This is a genomic window from Roseibium sp. RKSG952 (assembly GCF_009711355.1).
In genome coordinates, this window is sequence record NZ_SMMF01000949.1 from 17,732 (window position 1) to 41,956 (window position 24,225).

Annotated in this window: 23 protein-coding genes; 9 read left to right on the forward strand and 14 right to left on the reverse strand. The window is 56.3% G+C overall.

Annotated elements, in window-relative coordinates; translation table 11 throughout:
* Positions 1–66 precede the first annotated feature (66 nt).
* From betC to E1297_RS32255, 4 genes are all read right to left on the reverse strand, one after another.
* Positions 67–1,575 (reverse strand): choline-sulfatase, encoded by a 1,509-nt coding sequence (gene betC, locus E1297_RS32240; RefSeq protein ID WP_155145309.1) that lies wholly within the window; start codon positions 1,573–1,575, stop codon positions 67–69.
* A complete protein-coding gene (gene betI, locus E1297_RS32245) occupies positions 1,572–2,144 on the reverse strand; it encodes a transcriptional regulator BetI (RefSeq protein WP_155145311.1) in 573 nt (190 codons plus the stop codon). The genes betC and betI overlap by 4 nt, the downstream gene beginning before the upstream one ends.
* A gap of 95 nt (positions 2,145–2,239) precedes the next feature.
* A complete protein-coding gene (locus E1297_RS32250) occupies positions 2,240–3,148 on the reverse strand; it encodes a DMT family transporter (protein WP_155145313.1) in 909 nt (302 codons plus the stop codon).
* A 40-nt stretch (positions 3,149–3,188) separates the two neighbouring features.
* Positions 3,189–3,788, reverse strand: a complete 600-nt coding sequence (locus E1297_RS32255; protein ID WP_155145315.1) for a LysE/ArgO family amino acid transporter — start codon at positions 3,786–3,788, stop codon at positions 3,189–3,191.
* Positions 3,789–3,874: 86 nt separating this feature from the next.
* On the opposite strand from E1297_RS32255, the gene E1297_RS32260 reads away from it, so the two are divergent.
* From E1297_RS32260 to E1297_RS32270, 3 genes are all read left to right on the forward strand, one after another.
* Complete coding sequence (locus E1297_RS32260; RefSeq protein ID WP_155145317.1) at positions 3,875–4,759, forward strand: LysR family transcriptional regulator ArgP; 885 nt, start codon at positions 3,875–3,877, stop codon at positions 4,757–4,759.
* Positions 4,760–4,796: 37 nt separating this feature from the next.
* The gene (locus E1297_RS32265; protein ID WP_155145319.1) at positions 4,797–5,486 is read left to right on the forward strand and encodes a nitroreductase family protein; all 690 of its coding nucleotides are present in this window, start codon (positions 4,797–4,799) and stop codon (positions 5,484–5,486) included.
* A gap of 107 nt (positions 5,487–5,593) precedes the next feature.
* A complete protein-coding gene (locus E1297_RS32270) occupies positions 5,594–6,550 on the forward strand; it encodes a Hint domain-containing protein (protein ID WP_155145321.1) in 957 nt (318 codons plus the stop codon).
* 40 nt (positions 6,551–6,590) lie between these two features.
* Here E1297_RS32270 and E1297_RS32275 read toward each other — a convergent pair whose 3' ends face one another.
* Both E1297_RS32275 and E1297_RS32280 read right to left on the reverse strand, forming a co-directional pair.
* On the reverse strand, positions 6,591–7,883 hold the full coding sequence (locus E1297_RS32275; protein ID WP_155145324.1) for a permease: 1,293 nt from the start codon (positions 7,881–7,883) through the stop codon (positions 6,591–6,593).
* 135 nt (positions 7,884–8,018) lie between these two features.
* The gene (locus E1297_RS32280) at positions 8,019–8,759 is read right to left on the reverse strand and encodes a YebC/PmpR family DNA-binding transcriptional regulator (protein WP_155145326.1); all 741 of its coding nucleotides are present in this window, start codon (positions 8,757–8,759) and stop codon (positions 8,019–8,021) included.
* A 110-nt stretch (positions 8,760–8,869) separates the two neighbouring features.
* Here E1297_RS32280 and E1297_RS32285 point away from each other — a divergent pair, with 110 nt between their 5' ends.
* The 4 genes from E1297_RS32285 (at position 8,870) to E1297_RS32300 (ending at position 14,025) form a co-directional block, all read left to right on the forward strand.
* The gene (locus tag E1297_RS32285) at positions 8,870–10,642 is read left to right on the forward strand and encodes an SLC13 family permease (protein ID WP_155145328.1); all 1,773 of its coding nucleotides are present in this window, start codon (positions 8,870–8,872) and stop codon (positions 10,640–10,642) included.
* A 44-nt stretch (positions 10,643–10,686) separates the two neighbouring features.
* Positions 10,687–11,421 (forward strand): glutamine amidotransferase, encoded by a 735-nt coding sequence (locus tag E1297_RS32290; RefSeq protein WP_155145330.1) that lies wholly within the window; start codon positions 10,687–10,689, stop codon positions 11,419–11,421.
* 73 nt (positions 11,422–11,494) lie between these two features.
* On the forward strand, positions 11,495–12,352 hold the full coding sequence (locus E1297_RS32295) for a bile acid:sodium symporter family protein (protein WP_155145332.1): 858 nt from the start codon (positions 11,495–11,497) through the stop codon (positions 12,350–12,352).
* An 11-nt stretch (positions 12,353–12,363) separates the two neighbouring features.
* Positions 12,364–14,025, forward strand: a complete 1,662-nt coding sequence (locus tag E1297_RS32300) for an FAD-binding dehydrogenase (protein WP_155145334.1) — start codon at positions 12,364–12,366, stop codon at positions 14,023–14,025.
* A 12-nt stretch (positions 14,026–14,037) separates the two neighbouring features.
* Here E1297_RS32300 and E1297_RS32305 read toward each other — a convergent pair whose 3' ends face one another.
* From E1297_RS32305 to E1297_RS32315, 3 genes are all read right to left on the reverse strand, one after another.
* Positions 14,038–14,778: a YbaY family lipoprotein gene (locus E1297_RS32305; RefSeq protein WP_155145337.1), complete on the reverse strand. Its 741-nt coding sequence runs from the start codon at positions 14,776–14,778 to the stop codon at positions 14,038–14,040.
* A 97-nt stretch (positions 14,779–14,875) separates the two neighbouring features.
* The gene (locus tag E1297_RS32310) at positions 14,876–16,654 is read right to left on the reverse strand and encodes an SLC13 family permease (protein WP_155145339.1); all 1,779 of its coding nucleotides are present in this window, start codon (positions 16,652–16,654) and stop codon (positions 14,876–14,878) included.
* A 91-nt stretch (positions 16,655–16,745) separates the two neighbouring features.
* Positions 16,746–17,558 carry a TIGR00282 family metallophosphoesterase gene (locus E1297_RS32315; RefSeq protein WP_155145341.1) on the reverse strand — a complete coding sequence of 271 codons (813 nt, stop codon included), beginning with the start codon at positions 17,556–17,558 and terminating at the stop codon, positions 16,746–16,748.
* 133 nt (positions 17,559–17,691) lie between these two features.
* On the opposite strand from E1297_RS32315, the gene E1297_RS49940 reads away from it, so the two are divergent.
* Complete coding sequence (locus E1297_RS49940) at positions 17,692–17,922, forward strand: DUF333 domain-containing protein (protein ID WP_170331607.1); 231 nt, start codon at positions 17,692–17,694, stop codon at positions 17,920–17,922.
* Between the two features lie 3 nt (positions 17,923–17,925).
* On the opposite strand, the gene E1297_RS32325 is transcribed toward E1297_RS49940, so the two are convergent.
* Positions 17,926–18,492: a 5-formyltetrahydrofolate cyclo-ligase gene (locus E1297_RS32325; protein ID WP_209016133.1), complete on the reverse strand. Its 567-nt coding sequence runs from the start codon at positions 18,490–18,492 to the stop codon at positions 17,926–17,928.
* On the reverse strand, positions 18,489–19,883 hold the full coding sequence (mgtE, locus tag E1297_RS32330; RefSeq protein WP_155145345.1) for a magnesium transporter: 1,395 nt from the start codon (positions 19,881–19,883) through the stop codon (positions 18,489–18,491). Before mgtE ends, E1297_RS32325 begins: the two co-directional genes overlap by 4 nt.
* Positions 19,884–20,022: 139 nt before the next feature.
* On the opposite strand from mgtE, the gene guaD reads away from it, so the two are divergent.
* Complete coding sequence (guaD, locus tag E1297_RS32335; RefSeq protein WP_155145347.1) at positions 20,023–21,318, forward strand: guanine deaminase; 1,296 nt, start codon at positions 20,023–20,025, stop codon at positions 21,316–21,318.
* Position 21,319: 1 nt separating this feature from the next.
* On the opposite strand, the gene E1297_RS32340 is transcribed toward guaD, so the two are convergent.
* The 3 genes from E1297_RS32340 to E1297_RS32350 form a co-directional block, all read right to left on the reverse strand.
* On the reverse strand, positions 21,320–22,654 hold the full coding sequence (locus tag E1297_RS32340; RefSeq protein ID WP_155145349.1) for an 8-oxoguanine deaminase: 1,335 nt from the start codon (positions 22,652–22,654) through the stop codon (positions 21,320–21,322).
* A 116-nt stretch (positions 22,655–22,770) separates the two neighbouring features.
* Positions 22,771–23,562: a histidinol-phosphatase gene (hisN, locus tag E1297_RS32345; RefSeq protein ID WP_155145351.1), complete on the reverse strand. Its 792-nt coding sequence runs from the start codon at positions 23,560–23,562 to the stop codon at positions 22,771–22,773.
* 44 nt (positions 23,563–23,606) lie between these two features.
* Positions 23,607–23,978: a helix-turn-helix domain-containing protein gene (locus tag E1297_RS32350; RefSeq protein ID WP_155145353.1), complete on the reverse strand. Its 372-nt coding sequence runs from the start codon at positions 23,976–23,978 to the stop codon at positions 23,607–23,609.
* Between the last annotated feature and the right edge of the window lie 247 nt (positions 23,979–24,225).

Consider the following 24,225-nt stretch of genomic DNA (forward strand, 5'->3'; position numbering starts at 1 on the left):
ACTCCTTGTCCCGCCGGCCCTGATCATCAGGTGTTCGGCGGGAGTATTTTCAAAACGGTGAAGAGGTCATTCCCCGCGCGGGAAGCGCGCGTTTTCCTCTACGACATTCAGATCCATGTGGTTGCGCATGTAGCGTTCGGACGCCTTCTGCAGCGGCTGATAATCCCACGGGTAGTATCCGCCCTGACGCAGTGCCTCGTACACGACCCAGCGGCGGGCCTGACTGGCGCGCACATCGGCGTCGAACTGGTCCAGATCCCAGCGCGCTTCGGACTTTGCCTTCAGCGTTTCCAGCGTGCCTGCATGTTCAGGGGCGTCCACAAGATTGTTCAATTCGTGAGGGTCGGCCTCAAGATCATACAACTGGTCCGGGTCCAGCGCGCACCGGTTGTACTTCCATTTGCCATATCGCAGCGAAACCAGAGGTGCATACGACGCCTCGGCCGCATATTCCATCTTCACCGGCGCCGTGCGTTCGGTGCCATTGGCAAGCGGCACGAGGTCTTCACCATCTGTCCACGGCGCAATCTCTGCCATGTCAACGCCGGCCAGCGCCCCGAGAGTCGGCGTGACGTCGATTGTCGAGACCGGCGTATCGATACGACCTGCAGGCATATCTGGTGCAGAAATCATCAGCGGCACACGGGCCGAACCCTCGTAGAAGTTCATTTTGAACCACAATCCCCGCTCGCCCAGCATATCGCCGTGATCCGAGACGAACATGATGATGGCTTCCTGACGGGTGGTTTCCAGCACCTCGAGGATCTCACCGATCTTGTCGTCCAGATATGAGATGTTGGCAAAATAAGCTTGCCGCGACTTGCGGATATCTTCTTCGGTGATGTCGAAGCTGCGCCAGTCATTGGCGTCAAAGATGCGCTTGGAATGCGGATCCTGATTGTCATAGCCGAGATCAGCGACCTCAGGCTGCAAATGCTCGCAATCTTCGTAAAGATCCCAGTATTTCCGGCGCGCTACATATGGGTCATGTGGATGGGTGAAGCTTACGGTGACGCACCATGGGCGGTCATCCTTGCCACGGGCCAGATCATATAGCTTGGCCTTGGCGTTGTATGCGACCTCGTCGTCGTACTCCATCTGGTTCGAGATTTCAGCCACACCTGCGCCTGTCACTGAACCCATATTGTGATACCACCAGTCGATCCGTTCGCCGGGTTTGCGATAATCCGGGGTCCAGCCGAAATCTGCTGGATAGATGTCGGTCGTCAGGCGATCCTCGAACCCGTGCAACTGATCGGGACCCACGAAGTGCATCTTGCCAGACAGGCAGGTGTAGTATCCTGCGCGACGCAAATGGTGTGCATAGGTCGGAATGTCACTGCGAAACTCGGCGGCGTTGTCATAAACGCCTGTGCGGGATGGAAGCTGACCGGACATAAAGCTGGCCCGCCCCGGCGCGCACAGCGGCGAAGCCGTGTAGGCATTGGCAAACCGGGTCGATTTACTGGCCAGTTTCTTCAGGTTCGGAGCATGAAGCCAGTCTGCGGGACCATCGGGAAAGAGGGTTCCGTTAAGCTGATCCACCATCAGGATCAGAATGTTGGGTTTTGTCATTTTTCAGCCTCAAGCAGGGTATTCAGAACACGCATTGCATGGTTGACGGCCAGTTGCGGTTCTTCGGGTGCGCTGAGTGCAGCGCGGATATAAAGCCCATCGATCAGGGCAATCATGTTTTCAGCTGCTTCAACCGGATCTTTCATGACCGGGCGCAGGGCATCGGTCAGATTCGACCGGATACGTGCCTGATAAATCTGCCACAGGCGCAACGCATCATCATTGGTCTGCGCCAGCACATAAAAGGTCATCCAGGCGGCGATGACGTCGGGCGTAAAACAAGAAGGCGCAAAACACGCCCGGATGATGGCATGTGCTCGTTCTTTCGGGTCGGCTGCCTTGAGCTCGTTCCGGGCTTCTGCCCCGAAATCCGAGAGAATACGGCGCATTGCCGCCAGAAAGATCTGATCTTTACCGCCAAAATAGTGATGCGCCAGCGCACTGGACATCCCTGCGCGTTTGGCAATCTGGCTGACGGTTACATCAAGGGATTTTTTCGAACCAAGTTCTGCGATTGTCGCTTTGACAATCGCATCACGCCGGATCGGCTCCATTCCGAGTTTTGGCATCGCTGCCCCCCTCAACACAACCTGATGGGAAAACGCTAAGGGGTTTTTATTGACTCGTCAATCAATAACGCACATTCGGCTAGGCTCGCCTGTATCTAAAGCTTGGGCGCAATACTCGGAGGCGTCAAGTTTCCTCGCTTTAGGACCGCCTCACGCCAAGTGATGAATGTCACCGCCGCAAGGATCAAAGTCCCACCCGCGACCACCCACAGGTCAATGCCTTCATGGAACACAAATGCGCCCAGCAAAGTGGCCCAGATCAGTTGAAGAAAGGTAACCGGCTGCGTCACGGCCACCGGAGCAGCCTGCAACGCAAGCGTCATGAAATAGTGCCCTGCGGTGGCAAAGCTGGCGATGAGAAAGAGCACGCAGATATCGCGCAGGCTGGGCGGGGTCCAAACTGCGATCGCAAAGGGGATCAGGAAAATGGTGGTCCAGATAGACAGATGGGCCACCACCACGGATGGGCGGACATCCTGCACCATCGCCTTGGCGAGCAGATAAGAGCCACCAAGCATCAAAGATGTGCCAAGCATGGCCAGATGTCCGGTCGACACCTCCCGAAAGCCCGGACGGAGGATGATCGCGGCTCCGATCAGAGCCACCAGTACCGCCGCGATCCGGCGAAACGCCATTTTCTCACCCAGAAAAAGTGCAGCGCCAAGCGTGACATAAACTGGAGTGAGATAGTTCATGGCTGTCACTTCAGCCAGTGGGATTTGCGTCATCGCATAGAACCACAGCATGACACCGACCGCGTGAATCATCCCGCGTACACCAAACAGAGTCAGGTGTCGGCGCGTCAGATGGGTTGTCATGATTGCGCGCATTGCAGGCAACAGAAACACAAGCCCCAGAACATAGCGAAGAAAGGCTGCCTGAATAGGGTCCATCGATGTACCCAGAGACTTGACCAACGCCGTCATCGCCACAAAGGACAGCCCGGCGGAGAACATCCAGAACATACCGGCAAGCGGGCGGGATTGAATGGCAACCGTTGTCATGGAAACGGTTGAACACCGAAACCCGACGAGGAACAACCCTTCACATCGCAACAAGTTTGTAGGCAATGCCCAGCATGACGATCCCGATGATCATATCCAGCACTTGCCACGCGCGCGGGCGGGCAAAGACAGGGGACAGAATTCCCGCCCCATACCCAAGCGAAAAGAAGAACACAAAGCTGGAGAACATAGCCCCAAGGGCAAAACCCATCCGATCATCATATTGTGCCGAGATCGAACCGATGAGAACGACAGTATCCAGATAGACATGCGGGTTAAGCCAGGTGAAGGCCAGCACCGTGAGCAGAGCGGTGCGCAGGCTGGTGCGTTGGCTCTCATCCACGTCCATGACTGCCCCACCCCGCCAGGCAGATTGCAGGCTACGCAGCCCATACCATGTCAGGAATATCGCGCCCCCATAGCGCATGACAGTTTCAAACCATGGGGCCGCCTCGGCCAGCGTTCCAAATCCCGCTACGCCCGCACCGATCAGAATGGCGTCTGAAACTGCGCAGGTCAGGCAAAGTGCAAACACATGCTCGCGCCGCAATCCTTGCCGCAGGACAAAGGCATTTTGTGCGCCGATAGCGAGGATAAGGCTAAAACCAAGGGCAAAACCGGCAATCATGGATGCGGACATGAGGACTCCTGTTCATTGCCAGTTTGACTAGACGCCTCGAATAGCTTTATCAAATTAAAGAAACTGAAGCTTATTAAGTTCTACTAATGCAACTGGATCCACATCATCTGTCCGCTCTTTCTGCGATCCTGCGACATGGCAGCTTTGAAATTGCAGCTGCCGAACTTTCAGTCACACCATCGGCAATTTCACAGCGTATCAAGTCGCTTGAGGATCGGGTAGGTGTGGCGCTGGTACAGCGCGGCGTGCCCTGCACAGGTACACCTGCAGGATTGCGGATTGCCCGACATGCTGAAGATATCGGACTGCTTGAGGCACAACTAGGTCAGGAACTGGCAATCGACCGGGCGACAGGGCCCGCCAGAGTTAAAATTGCTGTTCCTGCAGACAGCCTTGCGACATGGTTCATTGATGCCATGGCACAGGTTGACGACATGTTGTTCGACCTCGTCGTCGATGATCAGGATCATTCAGCGGAATGGCTGCGTCGTGGAGAAGTCAGCGCAGCAATCACCGTCGGCGGTCAATCCGTCACCGGGTGCGATGCCACAGCGTTGGGAACGCTGCGATATCTGGCCACTGCAAGCCCGGGCTACATGCACAAATGGTTCGCCGACGGTGTCAATCACACTTCACTTGCACGCGCACCGTGTCTGACCTTCAACCAAAAGGACAATCTGCAGCGCGCATGGATCGCGACACAGACCAGTCAACGCATATCACCCCCTTCGCATTTCCTGCCGTCTACACAAGGGTTTGTCGAAGCCGCCGCGGCAGGGTTGGGTTGGGGTATGAATCCCGAAGTTCTCGCGCAGCCATTTATCAATGATGATCGATTGTGTGAGGTTGTTCCCAACTCGCATCTGGACGTGGCATTGACCTGGCAGGTCGGGCGTATTCTGGCCCCTGCCCTTGCGCCATTGACCCGCGCAGTCAAGGATGCAGCAACGCAGGCCTTGATCCGGGTGTAAATCCACCCGATAAGACATAAACTACTGGAGAATTAACATGTTTTCCCGCGACAGCCTCAGCTACGACCCGCTCCCGCTGCCCGATCGCAGCGACCTGACAGATGAACAGATGGCCGCAGCCGCTCAGGAATTCTATGAGGTCATGCGTAAGCGTCATACGGTACGAGACTATTGTGACCGACCGGTGTCGCGAGAAGTCATTGAAAGCTGCATCCGCACTGCCGGAACCGCGCCGTCCGGGGCAAATCACCAGCCCTGGCACTTTGTCGCGATTTCGGATCAGGCGCTGAAGCAACGCATTCGCGAGGAAGCCGAGGAAGAGGAACGTCGGTTCTATGCAGGCGGCGCTGGTGATGAGTGGATCAAGGCGCTGGAGCCAATTGGAACCAATGAGGTCAAAGAGCATCTGACCGTAGCGCCTTGGCTGATCGTGGTCTTCGCTCAGCGCTGGGGACAGTTCGAAGACGGTACGCGTTACAAGAACTACTACGTACCCGAGAGCGTGAATATCGCCACCGGCTTTCTGCTTGCCGCGTTGCACCACGCAGGCCTTAGCACACTGACGCACACGCCCAACCCAATGCGCTTTCTGAACGATGCGCTGGATCGCCCGGCTTCGGAAAAACCGACGATGATCATAGCGGTCGGGCACCCGTCAGACGATGCAACCGTGCCCTCCGTTGCAAAGCTGAAGAAACCGCTTGAAGAGGTTGCATCCTTCTTCTGATCACACGTGTGCACCCACCAATTCGGCGTAAAACTTGTCGAAACTTAAAATTCGAATATATTCATCTACCTGTAGTAACTTGTTCTCTGGTACAGGTGGGCGCGCGAATGGCCACCGATTATGTGGTTGCAGCATATTATCTCGGGAACACCGGCAGTGACGGTGGCAAAGCGGGTGAGCCCGCTATCGCGACCGTTGTGACTCTGACCGACGAGAACATGGATGACACAATCGCCGAAGGTGAAGACACGATCGACGGCTTCACCATCTCAGCCCTAAAAGACCAATCCACGATTGAGTTGGAAAATGGGCTGACCGTAACGGGCTGGTACATCGAACACGAGGACGCCTCGGGTGACAAAGAGATATACTTTGTACCGACGGATGGAACTGTTCCGTCTGACAGCGTGCTCGCTGAAGACTCCGAGCAAAATGGTGATCAGGAGGGTGATCCGGGTGACCTGACACCTATACCTCCACCGCCCTGCTTTGCTGCTGGGACAAGAATTACAACTGAAACCGGGTCTTTACCCATCGAGTCTCTTGAAGTGGGAGATCGTGTCCAGACCAGAGATCACGGCGTTCAGAAAATCCAGTGGATCGGACGTGCTACGTTGGATCGCAAAATGCTGAGTAAGGCGAGTTTCACACGGCCGATACGAATTAAGCGGGGCGCACTGGGTCGGAATTTACCCAAACGGGATCTCTATCTTTCGCCGATGCATCGGGTGCTTTCGTTTGGTCCCCAAATCAACCTGCTGTTCGCCGAAAACGAAGCCTTTGCTGCAGCAAAATTCCTGACACCTCTTGAGGGGGTTTCTCAACAAAACCCTGAAAGCGTGACTTATTATCATCTGCTTTTTGACCGCCACGAAGTCATCCAATCAGAAGGCGTCTGGACCGAAAGTCTGTATCTGGGTGAAAACAGTGCGGGTGGTTTCGATCAGGACCAGTTGCAGGAACTATGCTGCCTCTTCCCTGAGCTCATTGATGACATCACGGCCCACTCGATGGTTCTGGCCAGAAGAGATCTCAGGAAATTTGAGATGCACGCAGCACTCTGAGATGACCGACCGGCTATCGCGTGCCATGTGCCAACAACGCTTATTCAGCTGCACCGGTCTGTTGCTCTGCCAATCGGTTCGTTGGCAAGACCACGCGATAGCAGGCATATGCGGCCCATAAACTGCAGATAACGATGAACACGATCGCCAGTGCGACTTCGTGCATATGGGCTACGGCTGCTAAAGCGGCAGAGATTATGACGGCAGATAGTCTGCAGATGCTTTTAATCGCTGCAGACCCTTTGACGCGTTGTTCCTTTGGTGCGACGTCCAAGAAATAAAGCTTCCTTGCACTGCTAATACCCGTCACCGCCACCGTCACGATGAACAAGGCCACCGCGTGCAAGTGTATATCGTGATCAATGCCGATGTAGTGGACAGAAACCAGTACCGCTCCAGTCGCGGCCACCATCAATGTCCCGGTAACCATTACCGCGCGATGCGATTTCATGTTTATGAATTGCCACAATGGCGCAGAGATCAGATACCCTGATGCCGATGAAATGATTAGGGCGGTTAAACCCTTGGCAGTCGCATGATGCGCCTCGGCCGCAATCAACGCAAAAAATGGCACGGCCAACGCAACCACAACCAACGGCAGCCGCATCACCAGATATTGCCGGAACCAGGCCTGATCAAACATTGCACGAATGTCGCCGATGTACTGACCTGCCGACCGGTGTTGCGGGCGTTCGGCCTGCATCCCGGTTTTGTCATCCCGGGCCAGCTCTGCCATCGCAAGAATGGACAGACCGGAAAGAACAAAAAAGGTAACGGCTGCAGCAATTACCGTCGAGTGGCGCGAAAACGGCGGATTTTCCTTGGTAATTTCGTGCAGTATCAAGGTCAGTGCGATTGCACCCAACCCCCCGGCGCCAAGCTGCAGATAATGCATCCACATCCTGGATTTCGACTTCAGATGATCACCTAGCAGATCTGTCAGCATGAGGCTTTGGATCTCTTCCACCAATCCGATGCAAAAAAACGCAGCCACAAACGCTACAGCAATCAGTGGTGTACCTCCAACCGCAGCAACAACAATCGCCACCAACAAACAAGCGCCTATGCCAATTTCAGTCAGCGCTATTGCGCGCTTTTTCTGTTGTTTTGCGGAAATCCGGCCAGCAAGAAAAACATCCGACAGCGTGCCACCGATTTTTCGAACCGACACCAGTGCTCCAGCCAAAAACATTGGCATTTCAAGGGAGACCGCCAGAAAAGGCAGAACAACTGACGGGCTGCCCATTGTCCACGCGACTTGCGACAGAATACTCTGCCCTGCCAATACAGGGACGTTTCGCCTTTCGAGATCGGTCGTGGACTTATCCGCCATTTCCCCGTCGTTTTGCCATCTGACCACAAGCCTATAACCTCAAACAATTTCGGCCAAGCGGTAAGTTTAACGCGCAAAAAACGAAAAACCCGGCTCATTGAGCCGGGTTTAAAACAGTCGTCAGGGTCGCAGAATTCAGAGTTGCGCCATGACCTCATCCGATGCTTCGAAATTCGTGGTAACGCGCTGAACGTCATCATCGTCTTCCAGGGCATCCACCAGCTTCATCAGCTTTTGCATGTCTTCCAGACCCAGCTCGGTGGTGGTGGTCGGCTTCCACACCAGCTTGGTGGACTCGGTCTCGCCCAGCGCCGCTTCGAGTGCATTGGATACGTCATTCAGATCTGTATCCGCGCACCAGATGATGTGGCCTTCGTCCGAGCTTTCAACATCTTCAGCGCCTGCTTCGATCGCCGCTTCGAAAACGGTGTCAGCGTCGCCAACAGATGCCGTATAAACAACTTCACCCTTGCGTTCGAACATGAACCCGACTGAACCAGTCTCGCCCAGGTTGCCGCCGTTTTTGGAGAAGGTCGAGCGCACTGTTGATGCAGTCCGGTTGCGGTTGTCGGTCATGGTCTCGACGATCACGGCCACACCGTTCGGGCCATAGCCCTCGTACCGGATTTCTTCGTAATCGTCGCCTTCGCCTGCAACCGATTTCTTGATCGCGCGGTCGATCACGTCCTTGGGGACCGAGTTCGACTTGGCCTCTTTCACCGCCAGACGCAGGCGTGGGTTCTTGTCGGGATCAGGGTCGCCCATCTTTGCGGCAACGGTGATTTCTTTCGACAGTTTGGAAAACAATTTGGACCGCGCGGCGTCCTGACGCCCCTTGCGGTGCTGGATGTTGGCCCATTTGGAATGGCCTGCCATGTTGCGTCCTCGTGATAGTGATTGCGTATTTGGCGCACATATAGACGTTTGCGGGGGCGAGGATCAAGAGATCGGCTTGTTCGTCGCGAATGCGCGGGTATGGTGGCGGTATGACGACAGATCAGATCATTCTTTTTACCCTTTTCATCACTGTATTTGCTTTGCTGTTGTGGGGGCGATTTCGATACGACCTTGTCGCCTTCGCCGCCCTGATGGTTGGCGTGGTATTGGGCGTCGTGCCCGTCGATAACGCGTTCTCGGGGTTTGGCCATCCTGCCACCATCATCGTTGCGCTCGTTCTGGTCGTATCGGCCGGATTGGTCCGTTCGGGCGCGGTGTTTCTGATCACACGCACCCTGGTTGACGCGTCGCGTGGTCTGGGCGCGCACATCGCGCTGATGGGTGGAATCGGTGCCGTTCTGTCAGCATTCATGAACAACGTCGCCGCCCTTGCCCTGCTGATGCCCGTAGATATTCAGACCGCACGAAAAGCAGGGCGATCAGTCGGACTGACCCTGATGCCGCTAAGCTTTGCGACCATCCTTGGCGGCATGGCGACCCTGATCGGCACCCCACCCAACATCATCATCGCCTCAATCCGCGCCGAGACGCTGGGCGAGCCATTTCGCATGTTTGACTTCGCCCCTGTCGGCGGTCTGGCTGCGGTTGCCGGCCTCGCATTTGTGTCGCTGGTCGGGTGGAGGCTGATCCCGAACCGGGGACCTCAAACCGAAACTTCCGAGGCGCTGGCAGAATACATCGCAGAACTGACGATTCCTCCTGAATCAGCTCATATCGGAAAGCGCGTCAGTGAGCTCTATGAGGCGTCGGAGAAGTCCGATGTTGCGATTATCGGACTGATCCGGGATGGCAAAAGGCGTTATGGACGGTCTGCGCACACCAGCTTGCGTGAAGGTGACGCGCTGGTTCTTGAAGCGCGGCCCGAAGCACTGGATGAGTTCCGCGCAGCCCTGAATCTCGATTTCTCGGATACGCGCCGACAGGAGTTGCTGACGGCAGAAGGCGAAGGTCTGGAAGTGATCGAGGTTGTGGCACCTGAAAGTGCGCGTATCACTGGCCGGACGGCGCAGGGTCTTGGACTGGCGTGGCGGCAGAGCACGGTTCTGATGGGCATCTCCCGTCAGGGGCGCAGGATTACACAACAGGTTCGCAAAACCGAAGTTGAAGCGGGTGATATCCTGCTGTTGCTCTGCCCAAGGGATCGCAGCGTCGATGTTACCGAGTGGCTGGGATGTTTACCTCTGGCCCAACGCGGTCTGAACGTAACCGCAAACGACAAAGCGTGGCTTGCCATTGGTTTGTTTGCCGCCGCCGTTTTGGCCGCCAGCATTGGTCTGATTTACCTGCCGGTTGCCCTTGGTCTGGTCGTCATCGCTTATGTTTTGACTAAGATCCTGCCAATTGCCGACATCTACAATCACATTGAATGGCCAGTGGTCGTGCTGCTTGGGTCCATGATCCCGCTGGGCAGCGCGCTGGAAACTTCGGGTGGGACAGAACTGATTGCGAATGCTCTGGTTCAGCTCACTGATGGGCTGCCCGCTTGGGCCATCCTAACCGTATTGATGGTTGTAACCATGACCCTGTCGGATGTTCTGAACAATACGGCTACAGCTATCGTGGCCGCTCCGGTGGGCATTCAGATGGCCCGCACGCTGGAGGTTTCTCCGGATCCGTTCCTCATGACCGTGGCAGTTGCGGCTTCGGCAGCGTTTCTTACTCCGATCGGGCATAAGAATAACACGCTGGTCCTTGGTCCGGGCGGTTATCGTTTTGGCGACTACTGGCGCATGGGACTGCCGTTGGAAATACTGATCATTGCTGTATCTGTGCCTGCGATCCTTGTGTTCTGGCCACTTTGAGCGACTGCTTGCATGGTGGGGCAAGACCACGGTAAGGGCAGACTATGAAACGTTTTCTGATCCTCCAACTGCGCCCCGAAGCTGATGCGTCCGATGCGGAATTTGCATCCATTCTGGATAAAACAGGTCTGCCCGTCGAACGTACCCATCGCATCCGGCTGGATTGCGAGGACCTGCCCGAGGGTCTGCAGGTGACCGACTATGCCGGTGTCATCGTTGGTGGCGGTCCCGGCTGTGTCAGCGATGATCCAGCCACCAAATCTGAAATGGACGCGCGGATTGAAAGTGCGATCATGGGCCTCATGCCTCAGATTACGGCGAATGATCACCCCTTCATGGGATGCTGCTATGGTTTGGGTATTCTGGCGGCACACCTGGGTGGAGCGGTCAGCAAGAAACAATACGGAGAGCCTGTCGGCCCATCGACATGCCAGTTGACCGCCGACGCAGCCGATGACCCCATGACCGCAGGGCTGCTGCCCGAGTTCGAAGCCTTTGTCGGGCACAAAGAAGCGGTGCAGGAATTGCCCGAAGGGTGTGTGCATCTGGTGTCGTCCGCCCCCTGCCCGTATCAGATGATCCGCTGGGGCAAGAATGTCTATGCCACGCAATTTCACCCCGAGGCCGATGCACGGGACTTTGAGCAGCGCATAAACATCTACAAAAACCACGGCTATTTCCCTCCTGAAGATGCACAATCTCTGATCGATATGTGTCATGCAGCTGATGTGACACAGCCAGGCGAAATCCTGCGCCGGTTTGCCCAACGGTACGAGTGACCCAACGGCGCGGTTGCCTGTTCCAATCTCCCTCGCTTAGGCTGGTCCGAACGGCTTTGGGAGGAGTTGTTTCTTGGATCTGCTAATCAATGTCGGCCTGCCCGTATCGCTGGCCATAATCATGCTGTCTCTGGGTATCGGATTGGAGGTTGCCGATTTCAGGCGCGTCATAAGCAGGCGATACCCTTTCGCCATCGGCGCGATATGCCAGGTGATACTGTTACCCGTCGCGGCGTTCATCACCGTCAAACTCTTTGCATTGCCACCGGAAATTGCGGTTGGCTTTATGCTGCTCAGTTTTTGTCCCGGTGGCGTTACCAGCAACATCCTGTCCAAACTTGCGAAAGCTGACGTGGCCCTGTCTGTCAGCCTGACCGCCGTGATCAGCCTGTTGTCCATCATCACCGTTCCTGTGCTGGCGGCGTGGTCAATCAACCACTTTATGGGCGAAGACGCCCCAGAGGTTTCGATCAGCGGGCTTGCCATTGCGATGTTCCTGATCACCACGCTGCCAGTGGCAATCGGTGTCAGTCTTCGTCATTTTGCCACGGGATTTGCCAACAGGATCGATACGGGATTGTCCAAGCTGGCAACCGTCCTGTTTGTCCTGATCGTTGTCGCTGCCCTGGCTGGAAACTGGCAACTTTTCGTCGACAATCTCGGGATCATGGGCGCCGGGTTGATTTCACTGAACGTAGCACTTTTACTGATCGGGCTTGGTCTGGCGCGCGCTGCAAATCTGTCGTGGAACGAAAGCAAGACGATCTCGATCGAAACCGGCATTCAAAACTCGACCCTGGGTATTACACTGGCTGCGCTCATCACCGGTACGGAAAGTGGCTTCAGCCCTCTGGCGCTGCCATCGGCCGTTTATGGGATCACGATGTATGCCGTCGCAATCCCGTTTCTTGTCTGGTTCCGTAACCGCTGAAAGGATTTCCGATGACCAACAACACAGCAGATGCGATTGTCGTCGGGGGTGGTCTTGCAGGGCTTGCGGCAGCGGCCGAACTTGGAGATCGCGGCAAGAAGGTGATTGTTGTCGATCAGGAGCCTGAGCATTTCCTGGGAGGGCAAGCATTCTGGAGCCTGGGCGGTTTGTTCATGGTCAACACGCCAGAACAGCGCCGCATGGGCATTCGCGACAGTCAGGATCTGGCTCTACGTGACTGGATGGGCAGCGCTCAGTTCGATCGCGAGGACGACCTGTGGCCCCGCAAATGGGCTGAGGCGTATGTTGAGTTCGCGGCCGGTGAGATGCGCCCATGGCTGCATGAGATGGGCCTGCGCTGGTTCCCGGTTGTGGGTTGGGCCGAACGTGGCGGATCGTACGCAGATGGCCATGGGAACTCGGTTCCGCGGTTTCACATCACATGGGGCACCGGGCCGGGCGTTCTGGAACATTTCATTCGCCGCGTACGTGAACATGTCAGCGCGGGTCTCATCGACTTGAAGTTCCGCCATCAGGTCAGTCACATCATTATGCAAAATGGATCCGCCAAAGGCATCTCGGGCGAAGTTCTGGCAGATGACATCGCGCAGCGCGGCGGCAAAACCAACCGGGATGAGGTAGGCGAGTTCGAATTCTACGCACCATCCGTCATCGTAACCTCGGGCGGGATCGGTGGGAACTTTGAGATGGTGCGCAAGAACTGGCCTCAGGACCGGCTTGGCAAACCGCCAGAGAATATGGTGGCAGGTGTGCCCTTTCACGTCGATGGCCGGATGATCCCAATCAGCGAAAAGGCGGGCGGGCATATCATCAACGGCGACCGCATGTGGCACTACACTGAAGGCGTCCGAAACTGGGATCCGATCTGGCCCGCACATGGCATCCGCATTCTGCCGGGGCCAAGTTCGATGTGGTTTGATGCCGAAGGCAACCGGCTGCAACCGCCCTGCTTGCCGGGTTTTGATACGTTGGGGACGCTGCGCGAAATCCTAAAAACCGGATATGAATACAGCTGGTTCGTGCTGACCCAGAAAGTGATCAAGAAGGAATTCGCCCTTTCGGGTTCAGAACAGAACCCGGATTTCACCTCGGGCAGTTGGAAAGAAGTCATTCGCCAGCGAGTCCTGTCAGGCTCCAAGGCAACTGGTCCGGTCGAGGCGTTCAAGGAGAAAGGCGAAGATTTTGTCGTCGCCAATACGCTGACCGAACTGGTGAGCGGCATGAACCACCTTGGCGGCGGACTGATCGACGAAGCGCATCTGCGCGCTCAGATCGAGGCACGTGATTCACAGGTCGACAATCCGTTCTCGAAAGACGCACAGATGATGGCCATCCTTGCGGCACGCAACTACCGGGGGGACAAGCTGATCCGGACGGCGAAGCCACACAAGTTCCTTGATCCGGCGAATGGCCCTCTGATCGCGGTAAAACTGCATGTACTCACCCGCAAGACGCTGGGCGGGCTGCAAACTAACCTGGACAGCCAGATGGTCGGTGCCGACGGACAGGTCGTGCCGGGCCTGTTTGCTGCCGGCGAGGTCGCAGGCTTTGGCGGCGGCGGCTACCACGGATACAATGCGCTTGAAGGAACCTTCCTTGGTGGCTGTATCTTCTCGGGTCGGAATGCTGGTCGGTCACGCGCGGTCGCGTGACCAATTGCCGTTCTACTGAGAGAGGGTGAACTGAACCACAGGTTCACCCGCTGCATTCAGGAAAGCGAGCCTTTCCCCCTTCAACGCATATGTTGTCGTGCTTTGCAGCGCCTTGAAGAATTGTCGCTCAACCTCATCAAGCGGAGGCGGGCAAGCCATCAGGGTCGCGGCCATGTTGTCAGGAAAGTCGATACTGCTACCCGAGATCTCGGCCTGACCGTTGAAGCGATTGCAACCGCTGGTCCCCGAAAACGCGCCACCCGCCGCAAACGATATTTCAGGACGTTTGTCAGTATTCAGTGCAGCGCCCTGCAAGACAGCCGCATTCCATGTGGTGTTTTCGAGCATGGCAACCCCTTGAGGTTGTACTTTTACCAAAACCAGATCAGCGGAATCGCCTGCCCCGTCTGTCAGAACCGGATAGGCGGTATCCGTAGTGAATATCAGTTTCTGACCCTGATAAATCGATCCACGAACCACATAGCGCATATTGTCCTTGATCAGTGCATCATCATAAGTCAGCTCAAAATCCGCAGGCACACCGGTCAGTGCATATCGCTGAGCCCCCAGTATCTCGGCGGGTGCATCGGCCTTGGATACATCCTGAAGTTCAACATAAAGGGTTGCATCGGGTGGAACCGCAATCTTCTCACGATAGGTTGCCGAACCCTGAATTGTTCCAGCGATACCAGCCCCACACAAAGTGGCCCAAATCGCTGTGCTGGCCAGAACGGCCCGTCCGGTCTTGGGCATATCTCAATCCCCTTCTGAAAATCTCTACTCTAAAGGATCGTGTAATCGCTTTGGTTTACAAGGCTCTTAAACCAGTCTCGGCGATTCCACGCCGGTTTCAGAGCGGCCAGATCAATGGAATTAAGAGCGAGGCCAACAGACCGCAGGTCAGGTTAAGTGGGATGCCAACCTTCATGAAATCCAGGAACCGGTATCCGCCGGGGCCATAGACCATCATGTTCGTCTGGTATCCGATCGGCGTGGCAAAAGACGCGGAGGCCGCCACCATGACCGCCACAACCAACGGACGCGGGTCGATTCCGACCGCCTGCGCGAGGCCGATGGCAATCGGCGTTACCACAACCGCAACCGCGTTGTTCGAAACCATCTCTGTCAGCACCGATGTGAGCAGATACACCGCCCAAACAATCAGGAACGGTGGGAGCATGCTCAAACCCGGGGCAACAGCTTCGACAATCAACGACACCGCCCCGGAATGATCCAGTGCAGCACCGATAGCCAACATTGCAAAGATCAGCGCCAGCAGGCGACCTTCAACAAAGGAAAACGCCTCATCAGCGTCAATACAGCGGGTCAGCAGGACAACGGCGACCGCAAGAATCGACAGCAGAAGGATCGGTGCAACGCCAAGCGCGGCAAGCACGACGATGCCCGCCAGTGATCCAATAGCGATCGGGGCATGGCTTCGACGGAAAGCACGCGCTGATGGCTGAGAAACATCCACCATGTCCATATCGGCAGCCAGTTTCTGGATATCGGCGGGCGCGCCCTCTAACAGCAGTGTATCACCAACGCGGACGACCAAATCGTCCAGCTGGCGACCGATATTCTGGTTCCGGCGGTGGACTGCAAGTACGTATACACCATACCGTCGACGCAAGCGCAGTGCACCCAGTGTACGCCCCACCATGCGACAACCCGGCGTAATAAGAACTTCGACCGTCTTGGTTTCCACAGCAGAAACCTGATCAACCCGCTTGAGTTCGGGGTTGCGCTGAAGGCTCAGCAATTCTGTCATCTCAGTACGTAAAACGACCCGGTCGCCAACCTTCAGGGTAACGCCCTTCAAGTTCCGGCGCAGCGAGTCGTCACCCCTGATAACGTCGATCAGACGAACACCCGGGCGCTTGAACAAACGCACGCCTGTGACTTCGCGATCGATCAGATTACTGTCTGGCGGCACAACGGCTTCGGTAAAGAACTTCATCTTTGATCGGTCGCTGAGCATGCTGGCCATGCTATCGCGATCCGGCAACAGACGCGGTGCGATGAACCGCAGATAGAACATGCCGTAAATCACCAGCGCGATGCCAAGAGGTGTGACTTCGAAGATGGTGAAGGCAGGTAGTCCCTGCGCACGTGCGACACCGTCGACAAGCAGGTTGGTGGATGTCCCGATCAGGGTCAGAGTTCCACCCAGTATGGCCGCATAGCTCAGCGGGATCAGAAGTTTCGAAGCCGGGACATTCAGCGTTCGCGCGATCTGTACGAAGACAGGGATCATCACCACAACGACGGGTGTATTCGATACCACCGCTGAGGCGAAAACCACAAATGCCATAAGTGTTGCGATTGCGATCTTAGGATTGACCTGCGCCTGTTTCTGCGCCGTCGATGTGAACGCATCCAGTGCCCCAGTGCGAACCAGCGCGCCCATGATGATGAACATTGCTGCAATCGTCCAAGGCGCCGGGTTTGACAGCACCGCCAATGCGCTTTGATAAGGCAGGATACCGGTGACCAGCATCAGGGCGACACCGCCAATGGCTACAACCTCGGTCGGGTAAACTTCGCGCAAGAACATGATGAACATGCCCGCAACAACCACCAGTGCGAGAATTGCACTGCCTGTATCTGTCAGTTGAAGGAATTGCATTCGTGGTATTCTGTCCGAACCCTGGTCTGGCAAAAGCGCCTAGTAGGCAGTTTCACGCATAGAACGCTGCAGGGCAAGCCTGACGTGTTACTCAAGGACCTGCTTGTTCCAGACGCCCACCGACCCGCACCATGCGCACAGACTTGGCCTGACCGTCGCGATCATCGGTTTCCACAAACACACCGCTTAAGGTGGCCTCGCCATTCGCGGGTGTAAATCGCGCCTTGGGCATACCGGTGATGAAGCGGCGCATGGGCTCCTGCTTGTCCATACCGATGACGGAATCGTAGTCGCCGCACATTCCTGCGTCGGTCAGGTAAGCCGTACCCCCCGGTAGAATCTGAGCATCAGCCGTCGGCACATGGGTATGTGTACCCACCACAAGGCTCGCACGTTTGTCGCAATAGTGACCCATGGCCATTTTTTCCGACGTGGCCTCGCAATGCATGTCCACGATGATGGCCTGCGCTTGCCCTCCTCGAGGGTGTGATTTCAGGATTGGTTCAATCGCCGAGAAAGGATCGTCAAATGGCCGTTTCATGAAAACCTGCCCAAGAACCTGAACCACGAGCACTTTGCGGCCGCCGGGCGCGGTAAAGAGACGATGCCCCCGCCCCGGTGCCCCTTTGGCAAAGTTTACCGGCCGGACGATGCGCGGCTCTTTCTCGATGAATTGCAGCATATCTTTCTGGTCGAACGCATGATCGCCCAGTGTCACGCAATCTGCGCCGGAATCCAGAAGCAGTTTGGCGTGATCCCCGGTCAGCCCCATTCCGTTCGAGGCATTCTCACCGTTCACTACCACGAAATCCAACCGCCATTCGTCACGCAGACGCGGCAGATGCTGCTGGATGGCAGCGCGACCGGCGCGCCCCATCACATCACCCAGAAACAAAATCCTCATAAAAGGCGTCCTAGGGGCTGGAGGCGGCAATAACAAGGCGGAACCGTGCCAATTACGCGCCGTCCTACGGGCTTGCATTCACATACAAATATACCAATCTGTTTCATGGAAATTGATATCGAAGGAGAATTTGATGAAACCTATTGCGATCGCGACCCTTGCAGCACTCACAGCCACAAGTGCATTAGCGCAAGCCACCACCAGAACAACAATGGCAAATCCGGCCGCCACATTCTGTATCGAGAATGAGGGCGAGTATCAGATCCGCAAGAATACCGATGGCAGCGAATACGGCGTTTGCATTCTAAAGGATGGTACCGAAGTGGATGCTTGGGACTATCTGCGCAGCCACTTCGAAAAATAGATTTCAGAAAGTCAGAACGCGGCTTTCCGTGATGACCATGTCCAGCGGCTGATCTGTCGGTTCAAGCGGCAGATCTTCGGCTTCCTGCGCGTCAAAGGCAAAACCGATGGCCAGCGTCGGGCGTTTGGCGCGCAACCCTTCCAGCGTCCGGTCATAAAACCCGCCACCATATCCCAGCCGGCCACCTTTCGTATCAAAGGCGACAAGTGGAACGACCAATATCTCGGGATCGAAATAGTCATCAATTTCAGGCACCATAGCCCCGAAGGGGCCGTCTTTTAACGCTCCCTCCGGTGTCCAGCGGGAAAAGCGCAGCGCTTGCCCTGCCGCCTGTATGACAGGCACGCCAACTGGGCCGTAAGCAGCGGCCTCGGCCATCGCTGGCAGGGGGTCAATCTCGGTGCGGATGGGCATGTAACCCGACATTGGAACACCACGGTGACCGGCAAGAACCTCGGACAGGCGCCCAGCCACGCCCGGCTGGCGGCCGTCAAAGGCAGCCTTACGACGCGCAAATGCCGCCTTGCGTGCAGCGGCCTTTATTTCAGTCAGATCAGTTGTTTCGGTCACAATAGCACCACGCTGGCGAGCCCAAGGAATATGAAGAAACCCATGACATCCGTTGTAGTCGTTACAAAGGTTCCTGACGCCAGCGCCGGGTCAACACCCATACGGTCCAGCACCACCGGTACTACCGTACCTGCAAAGCCTGCGATGATCATATTCACGACCAGCGCCGATCCGATCACGACACCCAGCCACGGAGAGTCAAACCACATCATACCCACGGTGCCCAACACCACCGCAAAACACAGCCCGTTCAGCATACCGACCAATAACTCTCGCCGGATAACGCGCCCAACGTTCGAACCGGTCAGGTCGCGTGTCGCCAGCGCCCGAACAGCAACCGTCAGGGATTGAGTACCGGCATTCCCACCCATCGAAGCCACGATCGGCATCAGAATGGCCAGCGCCACCAGCTGATCGATGGCCCCTTCGAACTGCGAAATCACCAGTGATCCACAGATCGCCGTGCACAGGTTCACCGCCAGCCAGGGCAAACGCCGCTTACTGGTTGCCGCAACACTATCGGACAATGAGCTTTCGTCGCTGACACCCGCAAGACGCAGCATGTCCTCTTCGTATTCCTCGTCCAGAACGACCATTGCGTCATCAATGGTGATAACGCCAACCAGCCGCCCGTCGCCATCGACCACCGGGGCTGAAATCAGGTGGTACTGATTGAAGGCATAGGCCACATCCTCTTCATCCTGATCGACCGGGATGATGTGAAACTCTTCTTCGGCAATGTCGTGAAGCGGAACATCGCGTCGGGCAGCCATAAGCTTGCCAAGGGTGACCTGCGCAACGGGTTTCAGCCGCGGATCAACAAGAATGACGTGATAGAATTGCTCGGGCAGATCATCATTGGCCCGCATGAAGTCAATCGCCTGTCCCACTGTCCAGTGCTCGGGTGACATGACGACCTCGCGCTGCATAAGACGACCAGCGGAGTTCTCAGGATAGGACAGTGCCTGCTCGGCGGCGATACGCTCGGAATCCTCAAGCGCATCAAGAATCGTCTCCTGCTGTGGCTCTTCGAGGTCTTCGAGCAAGTCGACGACATCGTCACTTTCCATGTCGCGAACAGCTTCGGCCAGCACGTCTGGCTTCAGGACGCCAATCACCTCTTCCCGTAGCGCTTCATCGAGTTCCGACAGGATATCGCCGTCGAACTCCTTGTCATACAATCGGATCAGGCGTGCACGATCATAAGGATTGATCTGTTCCAGAAGGTCAGCGATGTCAGCCGCGTGCAGCGGTTCCATCAGCTCGATCAGCTTCATACGGTCATCAACATCAACCGCATAAAGGATCGCCGCAACGGTCCGCCGATCCAGCGCATAGGCGTCGTCGTCCCGGGACTGATCGGGTCTGACCTCATCAGTGCCTGTCGTCATGCGCTGCCCCCTTTGTTTGGTGATTGGCCCCTAAATAGAAGAAGCAGCTACCGGAAAACAATGACAATGGTCTAATTTACCCACATCTTTCCTCCGCCTATGCTGTAACGCGATCCCAAACAGGCGGAGAACAGGGCAAATGGCGCAAAAGACGCTTTTGAAAGGGCGCGTACTGAGTTTTGACGGCTCACCATTCGAGGGTGAACCGACCGACGCAGCCACAGTAAATGAAGCGGTTTTGATCGAAGCAGGGCGTATTGTTGCGTTGGGCTCAGCCGATGATCTGACCCGTGCCAATCCCGATGCCAACGTTAAGGATTATGGTGAGCAACTGATCATGGCGGGTTTTGTTGATCCGCATGTGCACTACCCGCAGACCGCGATGATCGCCAGCTGGGGCAAGCGCCTGATCGATTGGTTGAATACCTACACCTTCCCCGAAGAGATGAAATTCGGCTCGCCTGAGTATGCTTCGGAAATTGCCAACCGCTATCTGGACCTGACCGCTGCACACGGGACCACAACGATGTGCAGCTTCTGCACCATCCATCCCGAAAGCGTTGATGCCTTCTTTACCGCAGCACAGGAGCGCGGACAGCGGGTCGTGGCAGGCAAGACCTGCATGGATCGGAACGCGCCCGAAGGTCTGCGAGACACTGCGCAATCGGGGTATGATCAGTCCAAGGCTCTGCTGGAAAAGTGGCACGGCACTGGCAGAATCTCTTATGCCATCACACCCCGCTTCTCGCCCACATCCACCCCGGACCAGCTGGAGGCGATGGGCGCACTTTGGGCGGAACATCCCGACTGTCTGATGCAGACCCATCTCAGCGAACAAACGGATGAGATCGAGTGGGTCCGGTCGTTGTTCCCGAATGCGCGCGATTATCTCGATACTTACGAGCAATTCGGCCTTCTGGGTGGTCGCGGCCTTTATGGTCATGTCATTCATCTGGAGGATCGTGAACGTGATCGCTTGCGCGAGGTGGATGCAGCGCTGATTCACTGCCCGACCTCCAACACGTTTATTGGTTCGGGCTTGTTTGACATGAATGGCTTGATTTCCGATGGGCATCGCGTGGGCCTGGCCACGGATACAGGTGGCGGATCCAGCTTCTCGATGCTGCGCACCATGGCCGCTGCCTACGAGATCGGACAGCTGCGTGGTCGTCCGCTGCATCCGGCACAATTGCTGTGGCTGGGTACGGTCGGATCTGCACGTACACTGCGCATGGGTGACTGCATTGGCAACATCGCACCCGGCATGGAGGCTGATCTGGTTGTTCTGAACCTTGCCTCAACGCCTGCGATCGCCCAGCGAGAAGCCAATGCGGACGATCTGTGGGAAGCCGTTTTCCCGACAATCATGATGGGCGATGACCGCGCGATTGCCGATGTCTGGATCAGCGGTCGAGCGGTCACGCACCAAACATAGTTCAGTTCTGCAAGGCCATCGCCAGCCTGTTCTGGCGTTCGATGACACGAGGCAAATCGATGGTCGTGATCTGACCATCGCGCACAATCTGCCTTCCTTCGACAAACAGGTGTTTGACCCGCATCGGTCCCGCCAACAGCAGAGCGGCGGGATCCCAGCTGCCCGCGCTCTCGATGCTTCGCATGTCCCAAATGGCGATATCCGCGCGTTTCCCACGCTGCAGCCGCCCACAATCCGGACGGCCCAGAACATCAGCGCCACCACGGGTCGCGATCTCCAGCGCTTCGCGGGAAGACATCGCATCAGCCCCGTTCGCAACACGCTGCAACAACATGGCCTGTCGCGCCTCAAGCATCAGGTTGCCGTTGTCGTTGCTTGCTGAACCATCAGCGCCCAATCCAACATTTACTCCCTGATCCCGCATCGCACGGACAGGCGCGATACCTGAACCCAACCTACAATTCGAACATGGGCAATGCGCAACCCCGGTCCCCGTTCTGGCAAACAGATCAATCTCGGCCCCGTCCAACTTGACGCAATGCGCATGCCAGACATCCGGACCAGTCCAGCCCAGTTCTTCGGCATATTGTCCGGGACGACATCCGAACTGCGCCTCGGAATAGGCGATGTCTTCGTCATTTTCGGCTAGGTGGGTGTGCAGCATCACACCCTTGTCACGCGCCAACAAAGCGGCGTCGCGCATCAGATCCCGGCTGACCGAGAACGGAGAACAGGGTGCAAGACCCACACGGCACATGGACCCCTCAGACGGATCATGAAAGGCGTCTACCACGCGGATCATGTCTTCGAGTATGTCCGCTTCTGCTTCGACCAAACTGTCCGGGGGCAAACCACCGTCACTTTCGCCAATGCTCATTGCGCCTCGCGTAGGCTGAAAACGCAGCCCCAATTCGGACGCGGCGGCGATTGTGTCGTCCAGTCTCGATCCATTCGGATAGAGATAAAGATGGTCTGAACTGAGGGTACAGCCGGACAAAGCCAGTTCTGCCAACCCGATCTGCGCCGAGGTGAACATCTCGGTCGGACCAAAACGCGCCCAGATTGGATAGAGTGTTTTGAGCCACCCAAACAGCAATGCATCCTGTCCGCCGGGAACCGCGCGTGTCAGAGTTTGGTAAAGATGGTGGTGCGTGTTCACGAGGCCCGGTGTGACGACGCAACCGGATGCATCGTGAACCTCTCCCATTGTATTAAGCCCATGGCCGATCTGTGAAATTTGACCATCTCGGATCAAAATATCTGCGCCAGTCAATTCCTGGCGTGTGTCATCCATGGTCAGGATGGTGTCAGCGTTTTTAATGAGGATTTCGGACATTCTTCGCACTCCTGCATATGCCCGTCTCATGCCAAGAATGCGAAGGCCGGTGGAAAACGGGCTTAAGAACCGGCCAGAATATGTTTAGTCGAGCGACCCCGATGCAGCAACAGAATTCAGAAGCTCCGCAAAATCTCTAAGGCAGCAGCGTGAATATCCGGATTTGCCGCCGCAAGCGCTCGCCCGCCATTATGTGCGGGCTCACCTTGCCAATCCGTCACGACCCCGCCTGCTGCCTGGATCAGACCAATCGGTGCCTGAATGTCATAGGAATTCAACCCGGCTTCGATCACAAGATCCACCTGCCCCGCGGCCAGCAGTGCGTAGGCGTAACAATCCATGCCATAGCGCGTCAGCTTAACGTGTTGGGCGACGGCCCTGAATGCCTCTGCTTCGGTTGGCGTGCCAACTTCGGGAAAGGTGGTGAACAGGATCGCGTCGTTCAGATCGCGGGTGGATCGGGTACCCAATGGAGATTTTCCTTGCGGACCGATCATGTGGGCAACATCGCTGCCACCCACAAACCGTTCTCCAATATATGGCTGATCAATGACCCCGAGTATTGGTCCGTTTGCTTCGCTAAGCGCAATCAGCACACCCCATGTGGGTGTGCCGCTGATGAAGCCTCGCGTGCCGTCGATTGGGTCGATAACCCAGGTTCGACCGCTGGTTCCATCGTTGTGGCCGAACTCTTCGCCCAAAATCCCGTCATTCGGGCGAAATTCAGCCAAAACTGCACGCATCGCCTTTTCGGCTTCGCGATCCGCAACTGTGACCGGGTCGAAACCGGCAGAAAGTTTGTTGTCTGTTTCCAGATTCGATTGCCGAAAAAAAGGGAGTATAGCCGCACGCGCTGCGTCGGCCATTTTGTCGGCAACCTCAAGATCGCTAAGCTGAGTGTTCTGCATGCACTACCCGTGCGTCCAGATCACCCAAGTGTCAAGCGCTTGTCTCAGGCGACGTCGCTAAGCACGCGAGCGAGTTCGAACAGACGGCGGCGCTGGTTCTCAGGAATTGCGTAGTACGAACGCACCAGATCAAGCGCTTCTTTGTCGCCCATCAGGTCGGCAGGAACCGATTTCTTGTCGGCATCTTCCTTCTGAACCTCTTCCAGGCCTTCAAAGAAAAAGCTAACCGGAACGTCCAATGCCTCGGCGATATCCCAAAGGCGTGATGCGCTGATCCGGTTGGCACCCGTCTCATACTTCTGGATTTGCTGAAACTTGATACCAACTTGCTGCGCCAACTGCTGCTGGGTCATGCCAATCAGCCAGCGGCGATGCCGGACACGCTTGCCCACATGGACATCGACGGGATGGGTCATTGGTATTCTCCTCTACTACACACACAACCGTCCGGGAAACGCGACATCAGTCATGACCGCTAAGCTAGCGAGTCAGCAATTAAGAACTCCCTAATTCGGATCGTGCCCCCCGAAACAGCACTATGCGCCAATATTGCCGCTTTTAGGATTTTTTTCAAGAAGGTTGAGTCCGTAACAAAGTACAAAGGTTTGTGGTTGTGCCGCGACCGAAATTGCTATCGTCGTTTCCACAAGGGAAACAAAGGGT

Excerpts from the sequence above, each read along its gene's own strand:
- betC (WP_155145309.1), bottom strand. The coding sequence starts at position 1,575 with ATGACAAAACCCAACATTCTGATCCTGATGGTGGATCAGCTTAACGGA.
- betI (WP_155145311.1), bottom strand. The coding sequence starts at position 2,144 with ATGCCAAAACTCGGAATGGAGCCGATCCGGCGTGATGCGATTGTCAAA.
- E1297_RS32250 (WP_155145313.1), bottom strand. The coding sequence starts at position 3,148 with ATGACAACGGTTGCCATTCAATCCCGCCCGCTTGCCGGTATGTTCTGG.
- E1297_RS32255 (WP_155145315.1), bottom strand. The coding sequence starts at position 3,788 with ATGTCCGCATCCATGATTGCCGGTTTTGCCCTTGGTTTTAGCCTTATC.
- E1297_RS32260 (WP_155145317.1), top strand. The coding sequence starts at position 3,875 with ATGCAACTGGATCCACATCATCTGTCCGCTCTTTCTGCGATCCTGCGA.
- E1297_RS32265 (WP_155145319.1), top strand. The coding sequence starts at position 4,797 with ATGTTTTCCCGCGACAGCCTCAGCTACGACCCGCTCCCGCTGCCCGAT.
- E1297_RS32270 (WP_155145321.1), top strand. The coding sequence starts at position 5,594 with ATGGCCACCGATTATGTGGTTGCAGCATATTATCTCGGGAACACCGGC.
- E1297_RS32275 (WP_155145324.1), bottom strand. The coding sequence starts at position 7,883 with ATGGCGGATAAGTCCACGACCGATCTCGAAAGGCGAAACGTCCCTGTA.
- E1297_RS32280 (WP_155145326.1), bottom strand. The coding sequence starts at position 8,759 with ATGGCAGGCCATTCCAAATGGGCCAACATCCAGCACCGCAAGGGGCGT.
- E1297_RS32285 (WP_155145328.1), top strand. The coding sequence starts at position 8,870 with ATGACGACAGATCAGATCATTCTTTTTACCCTTTTCATCACTGTATTT.
- E1297_RS32290 (WP_155145330.1), top strand. The coding sequence starts at position 10,687 with ATGAAACGTTTTCTGATCCTCCAACTGCGCCCCGAAGCTGATGCGTCC.
- E1297_RS32300 (WP_155145334.1), top strand. The coding sequence starts at position 12,364 with ATGACCAACAACACAGCAGATGCGATTGTCGTCGGGGGTGGTCTTGCA.
- E1297_RS32305 (WP_155145337.1), bottom strand. The coding sequence starts at position 14,778 with ATGCCCAAGACCGGACGGGCCGTTCTGGCCAGCACAGCGATTTGGGCC.
- E1297_RS32310 (WP_155145339.1), bottom strand. The coding sequence starts at position 16,654 with ATGCAATTCCTTCAACTGACAGATACAGGCAGTGCAATTCTCGCACTG.
- E1297_RS32315 (WP_155145341.1), bottom strand. The coding sequence starts at position 17,558 with ATGAGGATTTTGTTTCTGGGTGATGTGATGGGGCGCGCCGGTCGCGCT.
- E1297_RS49940 (WP_170331607.1), top strand. The coding sequence starts at position 17,692 with ATGAAACCTATTGCGATCGCGACCCTTGCAGCACTCACAGCCACAAGT.
- mgtE (WP_155145345.1), bottom strand. The coding sequence starts at position 19,883 with ATGACGACAGGCACTGATGAGGTCAGACCCGATCAGTCCCGGGACGAC.
- guaD (WP_155145347.1), top strand. The coding sequence starts at position 20,023 with ATGGCGCAAAAGACGCTTTTGAAAGGGCGCGTACTGAGTTTTGACGGC.
- E1297_RS32340 (WP_155145349.1), bottom strand. The coding sequence starts at position 22,654 with ATGTCCGAAATCCTCATTAAAAACGCTGACACCATCCTGACCATGGAT.
- hisN (WP_155145351.1), bottom strand. The coding sequence starts at position 23,562 with ATGCAGAACACTCAGCTTAGCGATCTTGAGGTTGCCGACAAAATGGCC.
- E1297_RS32350 (WP_155145353.1), bottom strand. The coding sequence starts at position 23,978 with ATGACCCATCCCGTCGATGTCCATGTGGGCAAGCGTGTCCGGCATCGC.